Raw genomic sequence first — 13,843 nt, forward strand, 5'->3', positions numbered from 1 at the left:
GAACCTGTGTCCCGCCGCGATAAAATACCTCGTGGCCGCGTTATTCGTAGTCGTCGTAGGTCGGACGCCCCCCGTCGGGTGGGAACTCGTCGATGGGAATCTGCTTCTGGTCGCCCGATTCCATGTCCTTGATGGTGACCGCGTCGTCCGCGAGGTCTTGCTCGCCGACCACGACGACGGTTTCAGCGTTGATGCCGTCGGCGTACGACAGTTGGTCGCCGAAGCCGCGGCCCGTCAGGTTCAGTTCGACGACGTGGCCCAACTCGCGGAGTTCGCGAGCGATTTCGGCGGCCTCGGAGCGGGTGTCGCCGACCGTCAGCACGTAGTAATCGGTCGCGACCTCCTCCTCGGGCCAGACGTCCGCGCGCTGGCAGAGCAGCGACAGCGTCTCGTGGCCGATGCCGACGCCGACGGCAGGCGTCGGTTCGCCGCCGAAGCCCTCGATGAGGTCGTCGTAGCGGCCGCCACCGAAGACCGACCGCGAGACCTCGCCGGCGGTGTCGAAACACTCGAAGACGACGCCGGTATAATAATCGAGCCCGCGGGCCGTCTCCAGCGAAATCGTACAGTACTCCCGGGCGCCGAAGTCCTCGGCGGCCGCAAGCACCGCACGCAGGTTCTCGACGGCGCTTTCGACGCGGTCCGTCTCAGCGAAGTCGACGAGGTCGTCGAGGTCGTCGGTCCCGAGCACGTCGTCGAAGGCCTCGGCTTCCTCGTAATCGAGGCCCGCCGCGACCAGCAGGTCGTAGTACTCCTCGATATCGATCTTCTCCTTCTTGTCGACCGCGCGAATCGCGTCGGTCGTATCCACGTCGCTGTCGAGTGATTCCAGCAACCCGCCGAGGATGTCGCGGTGGGAGACCCGGAACTCGAAGTCATCGCCGGAGAGGCCGAGGTCGGTCATGATATCCGCGGCCGCCGCGAGGATTTCGGCGTCGGCCTCCGGTTCCTCCGACCCGAAGATGTCGACGTTCGTCTGGTAGAACTCCCGGAAGCGCCCCTGCTGGACCTGCTCGTAGCGCCAGAAGGGCCGCGTCGAGAACCACTTGATGGGCTTCTGGAGGGCCTGCTGGCGGGCGACGACCATCCGCGCGACCGTCGGCGTCAGTTCGGGCGTCAGCGACACGTCGCGGCCACCCTTGTCCTCGAAGTGGTAGAGCTCCTCGACGATCTCCTCGCCCGATTTGTCCACGTACATCTGGGTCCGCTCCATCGCCGGCGTCCCCACCTCGCGGAAGCCGTACCGACGCACGCGCTCCTCGATTTTGTCGGTGACCTCCCGCCGGGCAGACATCTCGCCGGGGTAGAAATCACGGAACCCCTTCAGGCCGTCGTACATGCGCGTCGGTTCGGCGGCCGGCGCACTAAAAGGTCCGATTGTGGTTCGATTCTCCGAGACGCCTCCGTACAGTCTACGTCTTGCTGTCTCGCGGTTCCCTGCGGTCACCGCTCGACTTTATCGAGGTTTCTCCCTACGGTCGAAACCTCCTATCTCTCGGCTCACTCCGTTCGCCGCTCGATTTAATCGAGACCCCTCGCTACGCTCGGGGTCTCGCTAGTCGTCGACCACGACTTCGACCGGCTCCTCGTCCTCCATCTCCTCGCTTTCGGAGCCGGACTGCTGTTGCTGGTAGAAGAGCGCCCCTGCGACCGCCAGCACGACCCACGACCGCCAGTTGGCGAGGTTCAGCGTGTAGCCGACGCCGAAGGGCTTCTCGACCAACATCCCCTCGTCGGGCTGCCAGTACGAGGACATCATACGCCCCAGCGAGGGCTTGTCGAAGTTATACGGGATTCCGAACAGTTCGCCGGACTGCGGTTTCTCTGGCATGCTCGGACATAGGGCGGGCCGGAACTTATAGGCCCCGGGGACGCCGACCGAAGCTACTGATACCGGCCGCGTTCCTCGATTTCGCGCAACTGCTCGACGACGCGCTCGTCGCCCGTCTCCCGATAGGCGGCCTCGAAGGCCTCGACGAGCGCGGGTGCGTCGTCGGCCGTCCCGCCGACGGCGCCCTCGAAGACGTGGAGGTCCATCGCGTAGTCCTCGATGTCGTCGGTGTAGTAGCCGAGGCCGAGATCGATGAGGTAAGTCCGCCCGCCGTCGGCCTCCTCGGGGGCGACCCGGACGTTCCGCGGCGTCGGGTCACCGTGGACGAACCCCGCCTCGTGACACAACGCGAGATGGCGGCCGACAGCCGCGACGTGCGGTTCGGTCAGAGCCTCCCGGAGGTCCGACTCGCCGACGAACTCGAAATCCAGCGTCGCCTCGACGGGGTCGATATCGTAGACGACGGGCGTCGGGACGCCGAGCCGTCGTGCCTCGCTCGTCAGTCGGGCCTCCGACCGCGTCCGCCGACGCCTGAGTTTCGCGTCCAGTTCGGGGTGCCGGTAGGTCTTGGCGAGGCGGTGTTTATAAACGCGCTCGTCGGCCGGCGCGAGGTCGACGACGGCCTCGGCGCCCTGCGCGCGCTCGTCGGCCGGAACCGGTTTCGCGACCGCCTCGTCCGAGCGCCACGTCACGTCGACCTCGTCGGGGCGGAAATCGGGCAGGACGCGTGATTCCTCGATGGGAACCGTATCGCCCGCGTCGTACATCTTCGCGCCGAGGACAGCTATCATGCCGGCGTTATCGCGGAGGAAGCGCGGTTCCGGCGCGTAGAAGTCGGCGCCGCGTTCCGCACACATCGATTCGAGCATCTCACGGAGGCGGTCGTTCTGCCCGACGCCGCCGCCGAGGACGAGTTCGTCGGCGCCGGTCAGCGACAGCGCGCGCTCGGAGACTTCGGTGAGCATCGCGAAGATGGTCTCCTGGAGACCACAGCAGACGTCCTCGACGGGCGTCCCGTCGTCGTAGGCCTGCTTCGCGGCGGACATGATACCCGAAAACGAGAAGTCCATCCCCTTGACGACGTAGGGGAGGTCGACGTACTCGCCGTCGCGGGCGTGTGCTTCGACCTTCGGGCCGCCCGGATGCTGCCAGCCGACGTGGCGGGTGAACTTGTCGATAGCGTTGCCGACACCGGTGTCCATCGTCTCCCCGAGGACGCGATACCGGCCGTTCCGGAAGCCGAGGAGGTGGGCGTTGGCACCCGACGCGTTCAGACAGACCGGCGAGTCGAAGCCGGAGCGATGCCGCCCGATTTCGAGGTGGGCGACCATGTGATTGACGCCGACCAGCGGCACCTCCAGCGCGCCAGCGAGCGCGCGGGCCGCGGTGCCAGCGATGCGAAGGCAGGGGCCGATGCCCGGCCCGCGGGAGAAGGCGACGGCATCGAGGGCTTCGGCGGGGTCGCCGTACTCGGCTCTGACGTGGTCGAGGGCGTCTTCGACGACGGCGGGAATCGCCGAGCGCATGTGTTCGGCGGCTTCGCGCGGATGAATGCCGCCGCTCTCGGGGACGTAGGCGTCTGATTCGATAGAAACGGCGTCGGTTCCGGAATCGAAGACGGCCGCGCTGGCACACCAGGCGGTCCCCTCGATGCCGAGCACGCGGGTCACGGCCTATTTGAATTCGGTGTAGCTACACTTGCCGCAGTGCAGGCGGTCGCCGTAGTCACCGAGGAAGGTGTCACCGCAGCGGGGACACTGCTCCTTGTCGGTGGAGCCGTCGTCGTTATAGTACTCGTGGCGGGGCATTTAGGCTTCCTCCGCTTCGGCTTCGGCGTCGGCGTCGGCCTCCTCGGCGTCCTCGTCGGCCGTGATCTTGTTCCGCTCGAGCATGTACTCCTGTTCGACCTCCTTGGCTTGCTCGGCGCTGTCGTAGACCTTCGCGTAGCCCACGCTCTTGCGCATGCCGTATTTCGTATCGAGGGTGTGCACGACGACCTCGCTGGCGTCCTTGTTGAGCTTTGCGGCCAGCGAGTCGCGAACGGAGAGGCGGGAGGGCGTCGCTTCCTCGTGGGTCAGTTGGAACCGAACGTCCGTTCGGTGCAACATCGGATTCTCGTCTTCATCGATGATTTCGACGTCCATGGTTACGTTACCGCTTTTTTCCCTCGAAGCGCGTAAAAGGATTTCGAAGCGGCGGATTCAGCCGAACCGGTGAGGCGACCGACGACCGTCAGGCCAGTCGGTCGTACGCCGACCGCCCCAACTCGATGGCCAACACGACGATGACCGCGAGCACCAGCGGCGGCCCACCGGGCACCCAGTCCTCGCCGTAGACCACCTGAATGTAGATGTTCCCGGCGACGATGATGACCACCCCGACGAGGAACGGCCAGTATTCGCGGACCCACTCCTTGCGGTCCTCGTCCATAGACCCGCCTCACGCTCGGCACGCAAAAGGGCTGGGGCAACAGCGACTGGAACTCAGGGCGCGAGAATCGACGCGATACGGGTGTAGTCGCCGTCCATCTTCTCCAGCAGGTTGCGGCACTCGATGCGCAGGCCCTCGTCGACGACGGCCAGCACCATCCCCTCGTCAGGCTGGCCGTAGACGACCGACGCGCCGTCCGGAGCGGTGACGATGGCCGGTAGCGCGGCGAGGTCCTCCTCGCCGACGACGGTGATGACGACGGTGCCGGGGCGTTCGATGGCGTCGACCAGCGCCTCCAGCAGTTCCTCGGTCAGCGTCCCCGCCGGGTTCTCGACCTCTATCCGGTGGTCGAAGCCGTCGATGGCGTCCAGCACCTCGCGCTCGACGCGTTCGCGTTTGGTCTTGCCGTCGACCAGCGCCACGTCGGGCTGATAGCCCGCCGTCAGCAGGTGGTAGGTGACGATGTCGCCGACGGCGATGATGGGTTCGGTCGCCTCGGCGAGCAGCACTTCGGCCTCCGTGTAAACGGGGCCCAGCGGCTCTTTGAGTTCGTGCCGCATCTCCTCGGGGAGTTCGGCGACCACCTCGGCCATCTATCTGACCTTCAGCGCGTAGCGGCCGGGTTCGGTGACTTCCATCTCCGCCGCAATCTCGCTTTTCTCGGGGTGGGCGATGACGACGTAGCCGGCCCAGTCCTCGGTCAGCGAGTTCGAGCCGCAGGCCGGGCATTGCTCGCCTTCGTCGACCTCGAGGACGCGGTGGCAGTCCCGACACACCAGTCGGTCGGCCATCTAATCACCCGCCTGCGCCTCGCGGCGCTTGCGTTCCTCTTCGAGCCAGCCGTGCTTGCCGAGTCCCGGCTGTTTGGCCGTCAGACCGATCTTCGTATCGCGGGGGTTCCGCTCGTCGATGCTCTTGGTGACGATGCGTGCGCGCACCGAGTCGCCGACCGAGAGCACGCGGTTGGAGTCCCGCGAGGCCAGTTGCTGGTTCTCCTCGTCGTAGGCCAGATACTCGTCCGAAATCTGGGAGACGTGGAGCAGGCCGTCGACGGGCCCGATGCCGACGAAGGCGCCGAAGTTGACGACCTCGACGACCTCGCCGTCGACGACCTCCTGCATCTGGGGGTCGAACGTGACGGCGTCGAACTCCGCCTCGTAGTAGACGCCCGGCCGGTTCGGCAGGACCGCGCCCTGTCCGATATCGTGGACCTCCGAGATGGAGACCACGCTGCCGACCTTCTCGTCCATCTGTCCTTCGAGCTTGTCCTGCAGCAACCGCTTGACCAGCTCGGGCGACACATCCGCGAGGTGCTTCGGCGGCACCTCAACCGTATCCTTGAGTCGTACCCGTTTGTACATGCTATGGTTCGTTGAGTTCCAGTTTGTTGCTCCCGCGTAAACTAATTACGGGAACGTTCGCCTCTAAAAGCCGCGTTTGCAGCGGCCCGTCGTTCGTCACCACGTAGTCGGCCCCCTGGCCGAGTTCCAACACCGCGTCGTCGGCGTAGTCCGCGTCGTGCTCGATGGCCTCGCACTCCCGACGGGCGAGGTCCGCGCCGACGCTCGCCGCGGTCGCCTCCTTGCCGTGGCCGCCGGCCAGTTTGTCGAGTTCCTCGAGGACCGCCTCGGGGACCACCGCCTCGTAGTCGCCGAGCAGGCGGTCGAGTTCCTCGAAGGTCCGCACCCCGACTTCGACCGGCATCATCAGTGCGTTCGTATCGAGCACCACGCGCATCACCGAAGCGTTCCGACGCCGATGAGTCGCCAGCGCGCGCCGACGCGGCGGTTGATGGCTATCTTGGCGCCCGCCTGTGCACAGACGGGGCGTTTGAGTTTGACCTCACACTCGCCGTCGCGCGCGCTGGTGACCGACCCGACGGTCGTCGCCGTCCCGACGGTCAGCATGAGCGGTTCGCCCGTGCTGATGGGTTCGACGTCCTCCTCGCCGACGATGCGGTCGAGCAGTTCGACGTCCATCGTGAACTCGTCGTGGGTCGGCGGGAGACTGCCCGGCGGGCCAGCGACCTGTCCGGCCAAGGCGTCGCCCTTCGTCAGCGAGGGGTCGAGTCCCGTGCCGACGCCGAGCAGCCCGCCCGGCGTCACCTCGTCGACGAACTCGCCGCCGGCCTGCAGCGACCGGACGGTCGTCTCGACGGGGTGGTACTCCGAGCGACCGCCCTCCTCGATTTCGCGGCCGGGCTTGATTTCGATGTCGTCCTCGTTTTCGAGGCGGCCCTGCGTGAGCGACCCGCCCAGAACGCCGCCGGTGAGGTCCTCGTACGTCGTGCCGGGGCGGTTGATGTCGAACGAGCGGGCGACCTGCAGGCGGGCGTCCGCCTCGGGGTCCCGGTCCGGCGTCGGAATCTCCTCCTCGATGGTCTGGATGAGGAGGTCCATGTTGACCTCCTGCTGGGCGGAGGTGGGGACGATGGGCGCGTCCTCGGCGACCGTGCCCTCGACGAACTCCTGAATCTGTTCGTAGTTGTCGACGGCCTGCTCGCGGTCGACGAGGTCGATCTTGTTCTGGGCGATGACGATGTTGTCGATGCCGATGATGTCCAGCGCCATCAGGTGTTCTTCGGTCTGGGCGCGGGGGACCGGCTCGTTGGCGGCGATGACGAGCACGGCGCCGTCCATGATGGACGCCCCCGAGAGCATCGTCGCCATGAGCGTCTCGTGGCCCGGTGCGTCGACGAACGACACCGTACGGAGATGCTCGCTCTCCGAGCCGTCCGGGCACGTCTCGTCGACGGTGTAGCGGTCCGGCTCTTCGAGGTCCGGACACTCCCGGAACGTCGCGTCGGCGTATCCGAGGCGAATGGAGATGCCGCGTTTCATCTCCTCGGAGTGCTGGTCGGTCCACTCGCCCGAAAGCGCCTGGACGAGGGTCGTCTTGCCGTGGTCGACGTGTCCAACCAGTCCGATGTTCACCTCCGGTTGTCGGTGTTCTTGCGTCATTTAGTAATGACGTGAATATCCTCCCGTGCGCCTGATAACGCTTACTATACCTTCGGCACCGATACGCGGGCGAGTTCGACCGTGCGACCCGGCCGCGAACGGCCGTCCGGTCGCCGCTTCCCAAACAGTCACGGCGAACGGTGTGTGAATCAAGGACATGGGAAGCATCGAGACCGTCACCCTCGATTCGTACAGCACGCTGGTCGACGTCGAGGCCGTCGAGGAGGCCCTCGCCGACGTCGTCGACGACCCCGAGCCCGTCTCGAACCACTGGCGGTCCCGGTCACTCATGTACACGATGGTCGCCAACGAGGTCGACGCCTACGACACCTTCTACGCGCTGAACCGCGCGGCGCTGGAACACGCGCTCGACGCCCACGGCGTCGACCTCCCCGAGTCGGAGCGGGAGACCATCCTCGAAACATACCACGAACTCGCCGTCTTCGACGACGTGCGCGAGGGACTCCAGCGCCTCCACGACGCCGGGGTCGATACGTACGTCGTCTCGAACGGCAACCCCGAGATGCTCGCCTCGATGGTCAGCCACGCCGGCATCGAAGACGCCATCGAGGATACCATCAGCGCCGACGAGGTGGCGACGTTCAAGCCGAACGTCGAAATCTATCGACACGCCGCGGCCCGGACGGGCACGCCCATCGACCGCATCGCCCACGTCAGCGCGCTGTTCTACGACGTTCTCGGCGCGAAACACGCGGGCATGACCGGCGTCTGGCTGGACCGCGGGAAGGTCCCGTGGGACGGGGTCGCCGGCGACCCCGACGCCGTCGTCGACGACATCCGCGCGCTCGACGACCGCCTCGATATGGACGGATAGCGCCGATTGACAGCTATATTACAAAAACGGCGTTGAGGCAAGTTATTAGCCGGTAGCGGTACACGGAACGAACATGAGCGACGCAGAAACCGCGGGCGCCTTCGCCTGCGAGGAGTGTCTCCAGCCCGCCGAGGCCTTCGCGGTCATCGGCAACGAGACGCGGCTGGCCATCCTCGAAGCCCTCTGGGAAGCGCCCGAACGCCCCGTGTCCTTCTCGGACCTTCGCCGCCGCGTGGGGACCCGCGACAGCGCGCAGTTCAACTACCACCTCCAGAAGCTGACCGGCCAGTTCGTCCGGAAGTGCGAGGAGGGCTACGACTTCCGCGGGGCCGGCCGCGCGGTCATTCAGGCCGTCCTCTCGGGGAGCCTCAATCAGGACCCCGAGTTCGGCCCCGTCGAGGTCGACGGCGAGTGCGTCGACTGCGGGGGTTCGCTCGTCGCCCACTACGCCGACGAGACGCTCCGGGTCGAGTGTGCCGACTGCGGCCGACTCCACGCCGACGGCGAGTTCCCGCCCGGCGGCCTCGAGGACCGGACCAAAGACGAGGTGATGGACGCGTTCAACCAGCGTGTCCGCCACCTGCTGTGTCTCGTCTCCGACGGCGTCTGTCCGGCCTGCAACGGCCGCACGGAGATGACCATCACTCGGACGGGAGAGTTCGTCGACTACGACGTCCACATCGAACACGAGTGTCAGCGCTGCGGACAGACCGACCCCACCTCGGTCACCATCGCCCTCCTCGACGATGCCGAAGTGGTCTCCTTCTACCGGGACCACGGCATCGACCTCAACGCCGCGCCGTTCTGGACGCTGGAGTGGTGCGTCTCCGACGACCACACCGAAGTCCTCTCGGAGGACCCGTGGCGGTTCCGCGTCCACATCGAACTCGACGACGAGCGTCTCGTGGCCGACCTCGACGAGGAACTGACCGTCGTGGACGCGACGCGCGAATCCCTGTAACCCCGCCCCTCCGCCGAGCGCGTCGTTTTTCTCCCTCGCCGCCCTGCCATCACCCGTGCGGGAGTACGCCTTCGAGTTGGCGATGTGTGCCGCCGTCGAGGCCGACAGCGACGGCCTCGTCGCCCGGCAACTCGGCAGCCACACCCGCATCGTCGACGTCGTCGAAGTCCGCCCCAGCCCCGACGTTTCGGCCCGGGCGGACATCACCGCCGAAGCGATTCCCGACCTTGCCATCGAGAGCGACGTCGGCGTCGGCCGCGCCCGCTACTGGAAGGACGCCTTCGACGCCGCGCCCGACCGCGCCGAAAACGCCGTCGACCGCGCGGTCGATATCGGCTTTTATACCGCCGAACGCCGCAACGGCCGGCGATACGTCCGGCAGACCGCGCGCTATCCGGACTGGTTCGGCGGCCTCCGGGCCTTCGAGAACAAACCGGACCTCGGCCGCCCCGGCGACCTGCGGTTACAGTTGCGGAAGGACGTCTCGCTGGGTCTGTTCGACGAGGTCGTGCTCGTCACCGAATCCTACGTCACCGGCGCGCACCTGAACCGCATCCCCGAGGCGGTCGGCGTCTGGCGCTTCTTCCCCGAGGAAGGCCGCTTCGAGGTCGTCCGCGAGGCGACGCCGCTGTCGACCGACGAACCCGGCATCGCGGTCCTCGACGAGTCGCCCGCGCGAGTCGACATCGAACCCGTGACGGCCGACGAGAAGGCACGATACCGTCGCCGCATCGCCGAACGCGCTTACGGCAAGGGCTGGCGGCCCGACGCGTTGCCGGCCTGCGAGCGGGCCGAAGCGAGCGCCCCCGAGTTCCGCCCCGACGACGCGCTTCCGTACTGTGCGTGGAAGGGACGGTTCGTCGACCCCGCCCGGGAGTGTGGCGTCGATTGCGAGGGCTACGACCCTGCCGACCCGCCCGAGGCCGACGCCGCGGCCGCACGCGCCCGCCACTCGCCGTGGGACCCCGACCCCGACGGACGGGACCGACGGCAGGTGGGCCTCGACCGCTTCGGCGAGGAGTAGACGGAGAGGCGTCCACCCCGCTTCCGCCGTACCGCGACCGCACCGTAAGCCAATACTCTTTATCCCACCATTCCACCGGTCTCCCATGCGTGCCCGCCCCGCGCTCGTGTTGGCGGTACTGCTCGTCCTGTCGCTGGCCCTTGGCCCCGCCGTCGCCGCCCAACCCGACGACCGGCCCAACCCCTGTGTCGGGACAGTGACCGACCAGCCCGACGAGAACACGCTCGTCAGCATACAGGGCGCCCACCTCACCAGCGATGGCTACGAGAAGCGGCCCGCCCTGCTGGTCTCCTTCGGGCCCAACGGGAGCTTCGAGTGGGCCCGAAACGCCTCGGCCAACGGCCGCTGGTGGGCCTACGACGTCGACCCCCTGCCGAACGGGAACGTCATCTTCGTCACGACCGAAAGCGGGGCCACCGTCGTCGGCGAACTCGACCCCGAGACCAACGACTACGTCTGGACCAAGCACTTCGACGGCCCCCCTAACAGTTCGACGAACCCGCAGGTGACCGACGCCCACGACATCGACCTGCTGGACGACGGCGAACTCGTCGCCGCGGACAAGGGCGAGGGCCACGAACGCCTGCTGGTCTACAACCGCACGCGGGGCGAGACGACGTGGGAGTGGCGCTTCGAGAACCATCCCGAACACTTCCCCGAGAGCGGCGGCGGCCCCGCCGACGACTGGACGCACGTCAACGACGTCGACGTGGTGAACGTCAGCGAATCCGACCGCGTCGACGCCACCGGCGAGTGGTTCATGGCCTCGGTGCGAAACTTCGACCAGGTCGCGTTCATCAACCGCTCCTCGAAGGAGGTCGAGTTGACCCTCGGCGAGGACGACAACGACGCTATCCTCGACGAACACCACAACCCCGACCACCTGTGGGGGCCGAACGGCGAACACACCGTCCTCGTGGCCGACAGCCTCAACGACCGCGTCGTCGAGTACGAGTACGACCACGCATCCGAGGAGTGGGACCGCGTCTGGGCGGCGACCGGCTTCGACGAACCGCGCGACGCCGACCGCCTCCCGAACGGCAACACGCTCGTCAGCGACCGGATGGGCCACCGCACCGTCGAGATAACCCCCGACGGCGAGGTCGTCTGGGAGGTCTACACCCCCTACGAGACCTACGACGCCGAACGCGGCGACGCCGGGTCCAACGGCCCGACCATGCGCGAATACGGCGCCGAAGGGACCGTCGAGGCCCACGGCGACGCGAACTTCTCCGACGAGGAAATCGCCGACTGCGCCGCCGACCTCTATTCGTTCGCCCCGTCGGAGAGCGGCTTCGCGCCGAACCTCCCCAGTGACGACCCCAACACCAGCGATGACGGGGGCATCCCCCTCGTGCCGCTCGCGGCCGGCGGTGTCGTCGTCCTGCTCGCCGCGCTGGGTGCCGTCGGCTATCGCTACCGCGGCTGAATCGCGTCGGTCGGCGATGTGACCGTTACAACGTGAACGTCTCGCCGTCGACGGCCATGTCCTCGGCGAAGGCGTCCTCGGCGGGGATGTAATGGGAGAGGTGGACCAGCAGGTGGTCGTCGGCATCGAGGTCCTCGGCCAGCCGTCGCGCGCCCTCGATGGTCATGTGCTTGGTTCCGAAGGTGCGGTAGACGCCCGCCTCGTCGGCGTGGTCGCCGCCGAGCGGGTGGTACTCGCAGTACTTCGCGGGAACGATGCCGTCCGCCAAAAGCAGGTTCGGGTTTCGGAGGACGTCGCGGGCGCGCTCGGCGACGCCGTAGTTGGTATCGCCCGAAAGCGAGAGCTTCGCGCCGGTTTCAGGGTCCTCGATGGCCAGCCCGTAGCAGACCAGCGGCGGGTGTTCGACCGGGACGAGCGTCACCTCGAAGCCGCAGGCTTCGAAGGTCTCGTACGGCGAACGCGGACGAACCTCAATTGCGTCGAGGTAGTCGTACTTCCGGTCGACGGTCTCGGCGACGCTCTCGTCGGTCGCCGGGTCGGTCTCGTCGGCGGCGTAGACGGGTACGTCGTCGAGGAGTCGATAGGCGTTGCCGAGGCCGTCGAGGTGGTCGAAGTGGATGTGGCTCACCAGAATCCCGTCCGGCAGCGCGACGTCGTTGTCGAGGAACTGCTGTCGAAGATCGGGGCTGGCATCGACCAGCAGGCACTCGTCGGTCCGCTCGTTGCGGACGTGGACCGAAAAGCGCGAGCGCTCGACGCCGCGTTCGCGGGCCGTGGTGCAGGTGTCACAGTCGCAGTTCGGCGTCGGCGTTCCCGTCGTGTCGCCGGTGCCGAGTAGCGTGACCTCCATCGGTGGCTTCGAGGGTCGACGCACGCCTAAAAGTCGCGGTTCCGGTGACGAAGACGGGAACCCCGAACTCAGTCGTCGTGGTCGTGACCGTCGCTGCCGCCCGCGACGAGCGCGTCAGCGTCGCCCTCAATCATGTCCATGTTCTTGAGGTTGTCCCGCTCCTCGAAGTCCTCGATTGCGTCCAGCATGTCCTGCTGGGTGAGGGTGGTCCGGTTTTCGGTCAGCGCGTCGAGGACGGCCTCCCGGAGGACGAGTCGGAGGTCGCTGCCGGTCAGGCCTTCGGTTGCCTCGGCGAGTTCGTCGGGGTCGAAGTCGTCGACGTCCATCCGCCGGGTGACGATGCGGAGGATGTCCGAGCGCATGTCGCGGTCCGGCTTGGGGAAGTTGACGATTTCGTCGAAGCGTCGCCACGCGGCGGCGTCCAGTTGGTCGGGGTGATTGGTCGCCCCGATGAGGAGGACGTCGTCCTGAATCAGCGAGATTTCGTCGATGCTCTTCAGCAGGGTGTTCACGGCGCGTTTGATGGCGGCGTGTTCGTCCGACGAGCGCGTCTTCGCGACGAAGTCGAACTCGTCCATGAAGAGGATACACGGCGAGAGCCGCTTGGCGACCTCGAAGGTCTTGTCGACGTTCTTGGCCGTCTCGCCGAGGTACTGGCTCGTAATCATCGAGAGTTTGACCTCGACGAACGGGAGGTCGAGGTCCTGTGCCAGCGCGCGGGCGACGGAGGTTTTCCCGGTGCCCGGCGGGCCGACGAAGAGGAGTTTCCCGATCTCTCGAAGGCCGATTTCCGCGAGGTAATCGCGGTGTTCGATGGCCTTGACGACCTTGTGGATCTCCTGTTCCTGGTCGTCGGTCAACACGAGGTCCTCGAGGGTCATCTCGATTTCCTCGGGCGCGCGGACGTCGACGAGGTCGAGCATCTCCTCTTCGTCCTCGTCGAACATCTCCTCGAGCAGGGAGTCGATCCAGACGCGGTCGGCGTGGATGGGGCGGTTCTGTTCGCGGGCCTCCTCGTAGGTGACGTCCTCCAGTCGGTCCTCGAAGGCGTAGACGAGCGTGGGGTTGTTGGCGAGGCGCTCGTCGGGAATCCGCTCCAAGAGCCACTCTTCGGCCATGTCACGGTCGGTGAACTCGATCTTCCCGGAGAAGTCGTCCCGGTCGGTGAACATCAGGCCGGAGACGGCCTCCCACGGGCGTTCGACGCCGGTCGCGGCGGCGGCGGTGTTCGTGGTCGTGGTCAGGGGGCGTTCGACCTCGCCGTCCTCCCAGAAGACGCGGCGGTAGCGCGGGGGAAGGTCCCGTTCGTCCAGGTCCCGGTTTTCGGTGTAGAGGGACGCAGTCAGCAGAAACTCAACGACGTCGAGCTCGGGGCTGCTCATTCTCCGAGAAATTACCGCGCGTACGGTATAAGGCCGTCGAAACGCCCATCTTTCGAGAGGCCGCCGCCGCGAACCCCTGTGACCCCACACCGAAGGACCCCGAACGGGCGGCCGAATCGACACGCGTTCGGTTCGCAATAT

The 13,843-nt window shown here is 66.8% G+C and carries 17 protein-coding genes; 4 read left to right on the plus strand and 13 right to left on the minus strand.

Features of this window, described 5'->3' with window-relative positions:
* Positions 1-40: 40 nt before the first annotated feature.
* The 11 genes from hisS to U5914_RS05930 all read right to left on the minus strand — a co-directional run bounded on the left by hisS (position 41) and on the right by U5914_RS05930 (position 7,221).
* Complete coding sequence (gene hisS, locus U5914_RS05880) at positions 41-1,339, minus strand: histidine--tRNA ligase (protein WP_336134829.1); 1,299 nt, start codon at positions 1,337-1,339, stop codon at positions 41-43.
* Positions 1,340-1,555: 216 nt separating this feature from the next.
* Complete coding sequence (locus U5914_RS05885; protein WP_336134830.1) at positions 1,556-1,831, minus strand: DUF5808 domain-containing protein; 276 nt, start codon at positions 1,829-1,831, stop codon at positions 1,556-1,558.
* A 53-nt stretch (positions 1,832-1,884) separates the two neighbouring features.
* Complete coding sequence (locus U5914_RS05890) at positions 1,885-3,501, minus strand: bifunctional N(6)-L-threonylcarbamoyladenine synthase/serine/threonine protein kinase (RefSeq protein ID WP_336134831.1); 1,617 nt, start codon at positions 3,499-3,501, stop codon at positions 1,885-1,887.
* Between the two features lie 3 nt (positions 3,502-3,504).
* On the minus strand, positions 3,505-3,639 hold the full coding sequence (locus U5914_RS05895; protein WP_336134832.1) for a 30S ribosomal protein S27ae: 135 nt from the start codon (positions 3,637-3,639) through the stop codon (positions 3,505-3,507).
* A complete protein-coding gene (locus U5914_RS05900) occupies positions 3,640-3,975 on the minus strand; it encodes a 30S ribosomal protein S24e (RefSeq protein WP_336134833.1) in 336 nt (111 codons plus the stop codon). It lies immediately after the preceding gene.
* Positions 3,976-4,063: 88 nt separating this feature from the next.
* Positions 4,064-4,261, minus strand: a complete 198-nt coding sequence (locus U5914_RS05905; protein ID WP_336134834.1) for a hypothetical protein — start codon at positions 4,259-4,261, stop codon at positions 4,064-4,066.
* Positions 4,262-4,314: 53 nt separating this feature from the next.
* Positions 4,315-4,854: a GTP-dependent dephospho-CoA kinase family protein gene (locus U5914_RS05910; RefSeq protein ID WP_336134835.1), complete on the minus strand. Its 540-nt coding sequence runs from the start codon at positions 4,852-4,854 to the stop codon at positions 4,315-4,317.
* The gene (spt4, locus tag U5914_RS05915) at positions 4,855-5,052 is read right to left on the minus strand and encodes a transcription elongation factor subunit Spt4 (RefSeq protein ID WP_332312759.1); all 198 of its coding nucleotides are present in this window, start codon (positions 5,050-5,052) and stop codon (positions 4,855-4,857) included.
* Positions 5,053-5,622, minus strand: a complete 570-nt coding sequence (locus U5914_RS05920; protein ID WP_336134836.1) for a DNA-directed RNA polymerase — start codon at positions 5,620-5,622, stop codon at positions 5,053-5,055.
* Between the two features lies 1 nt (position 5,623).
* Positions 5,624-5,998 (minus strand): DUF188 domain-containing protein, encoded by a 375-nt coding sequence (locus U5914_RS05925; protein ID WP_336134837.1) that lies wholly within the window; start codon positions 5,996-5,998, stop codon positions 5,624-5,626.
* On the minus strand, positions 5,998-7,221 hold the full coding sequence (locus tag U5914_RS05930) for a translation initiation factor IF-2 subunit gamma (protein ID WP_336134838.1): 1,224 nt from the start codon (positions 7,219-7,221) through the stop codon (positions 5,998-6,000). The genes U5914_RS05925 and U5914_RS05930 overlap by 1 nt, the downstream gene beginning before the upstream one ends.
* Positions 7,222-7,378: 157 nt before the next feature.
* On the opposite strand from U5914_RS05930, the gene U5914_RS05935 reads away from it, so the two are divergent.
* The 4 genes from U5914_RS05935 to U5914_RS05950 all read left to right on the plus strand — a co-directional run bounded on the left by U5914_RS05935 (position 7,379) and on the right by U5914_RS05950 (position 11,470).
* Positions 7,379-8,056, plus strand: a complete 678-nt coding sequence (locus U5914_RS05935; RefSeq protein ID WP_336134839.1) for a haloacid dehalogenase type II — start codon at positions 7,379-7,381, stop codon at positions 8,054-8,056.
* Between the two features lie 73 nt (positions 8,057-8,129).
* Complete coding sequence (locus U5914_RS05940; RefSeq protein ID WP_336134840.1) at positions 8,130-9,017, plus strand: winged helix-turn-helix domain-containing protein; 888 nt, start codon at positions 8,130-8,132, stop codon at positions 9,015-9,017.
* Positions 9,018-9,072: 55 nt separating this feature from the next.
* Positions 9,073-10,041, plus strand: a complete 969-nt coding sequence (locus tag U5914_RS05945; protein WP_336134841.1) for a DUF5787 family protein — start codon at positions 9,073-9,075, stop codon at positions 10,039-10,041.
* 85 nt (positions 10,042-10,126) lie between these two features.
* Positions 10,127-11,470, plus strand: a complete 1,344-nt coding sequence (locus U5914_RS05950) for an NHL repeat-containing protein (RefSeq protein ID WP_336134842.1) — start codon at positions 10,127-10,129, stop codon at positions 11,468-11,470.
* A gap of 25 nt (positions 11,471-11,495) precedes the next feature.
* Here the strand turns inward: U5914_RS05950 and U5914_RS05955 are convergent, their stop codons facing one another.
* Positions 11,496-12,320, minus strand: coding sequence for an MBL fold metallo-hydrolase (locus tag U5914_RS05955; protein WP_336134843.1), 825 nt, complete (start codon positions 12,318-12,320; stop codon positions 11,496-11,498).
* 68 nt (positions 12,321-12,388) lie between these two features.
* Positions 12,389-13,702 carry an ATP-binding protein gene (locus U5914_RS05960; protein ID WP_336134844.1) on the minus strand — a complete coding sequence of 438 codons (1,314 nt, stop codon included), beginning with the start codon at positions 13,700-13,702 and terminating at the stop codon, positions 12,389-12,391.
* Positions 13,703-13,843: the final 141 nt, after the last annotated feature.

It is taken from the genome of Natronomonas amylolytica, assembly GCF_037031205.1.
Lineage (GTDB): Archaea > Halobacteriota > Halobacteria > Halobacteriales > Haloarculaceae > Natronomonas > Natronomonas amylolytica.

What these genes read in the sequence shown, in the direction of transcription:
- hisS (WP_336134829.1), bottom strand. Translation starts at nt 1,339, where the DNA reads ATGTACGACGGCCTGAAGGGGTTCCGTGATTTCTACCCCGGCGAGATG.
- U5914_RS05885 (WP_336134830.1), bottom strand. Translation starts at nt 1,831, where the DNA reads ATGCCAGAGAAACCGCAGTCCGGCGAACTGTTCGGAATCCCGTATAAC.
- U5914_RS05895 (WP_336134832.1), bottom strand. Translation starts at nt 3,639, where the DNA reads ATGCCCCGCCACGAGTACTATAACGACGACGGCTCCACCGACAAGGAG.
- U5914_RS05900 (WP_336134833.1), bottom strand. Translation starts at nt 3,975, where the DNA reads ATGGACGTCGAAATCATCGATGAAGACGAGAATCCGATGTTGCACCGA.
- U5914_RS05905 (WP_336134834.1), bottom strand. Translation starts at nt 4,261, where the DNA reads ATGGACGAGGACCGCAAGGAGTGGGTCCGCGAATACTGGCCGTTCCTC.
- U5914_RS05910 (WP_336134835.1), bottom strand. Translation starts at nt 4,854, where the DNA reads ATGGCCGAGGTGGTCGCCGAACTCCCCGAGGAGATGCGGCACGAACTC.
- spt4 (WP_332312759.1), bottom strand. Translation starts at nt 5,052, where the DNA reads ATGGCCGACCGACTGGTGTGTCGGGACTGCCACCGCGTCCTCGAGGTC.
- U5914_RS05920 (WP_336134836.1), bottom strand. Translation starts at nt 5,622, where the DNA reads ATGTACAAACGGGTACGACTCAAGGATACGGTTGAGGTGCCGCCGAAG.
- U5914_RS05925 (WP_336134837.1), bottom strand. Translation starts at nt 5,998, where the DNA reads ATGCGCGTGGTGCTCGATACGAACGCACTGATGATGCCGGTCGAAGTC.
- U5914_RS05930 (WP_336134838.1), bottom strand. Translation starts at nt 7,221, where the DNA reads ATGACGCAAGAACACCGACAACCGGAGGTGAACATCGGACTGGTTGGA.
- U5914_RS05935 (WP_336134839.1), top strand. Translation starts at nt 7,379, where the DNA reads ATGGGAAGCATCGAGACCGTCACCCTCGATTCGTACAGCACGCTGGTC.
- U5914_RS05940 (WP_336134840.1), top strand. Translation starts at nt 8,130, where the DNA reads ATGAGCGACGCAGAAACCGCGGGCGCCTTCGCCTGCGAGGAGTGTCTC.
- U5914_RS05950 (WP_336134842.1), top strand. Translation starts at nt 10,127, where the DNA reads ATGCGTGCCCGCCCCGCGCTCGTGTTGGCGGTACTGCTCGTCCTGTCG.
- U5914_RS05955 (WP_336134843.1), bottom strand. Translation starts at nt 12,320, where the DNA reads ATGGAGGTCACGCTACTCGGCACCGGCGACACGACGGGAACGCCGACG.
- U5914_RS05960 (WP_336134844.1), bottom strand. Translation starts at nt 13,702, where the DNA reads ATGAGCAGCCCCGAGCTCGACGTCGTTGAGTTTCTGCTGACTGCGTCC.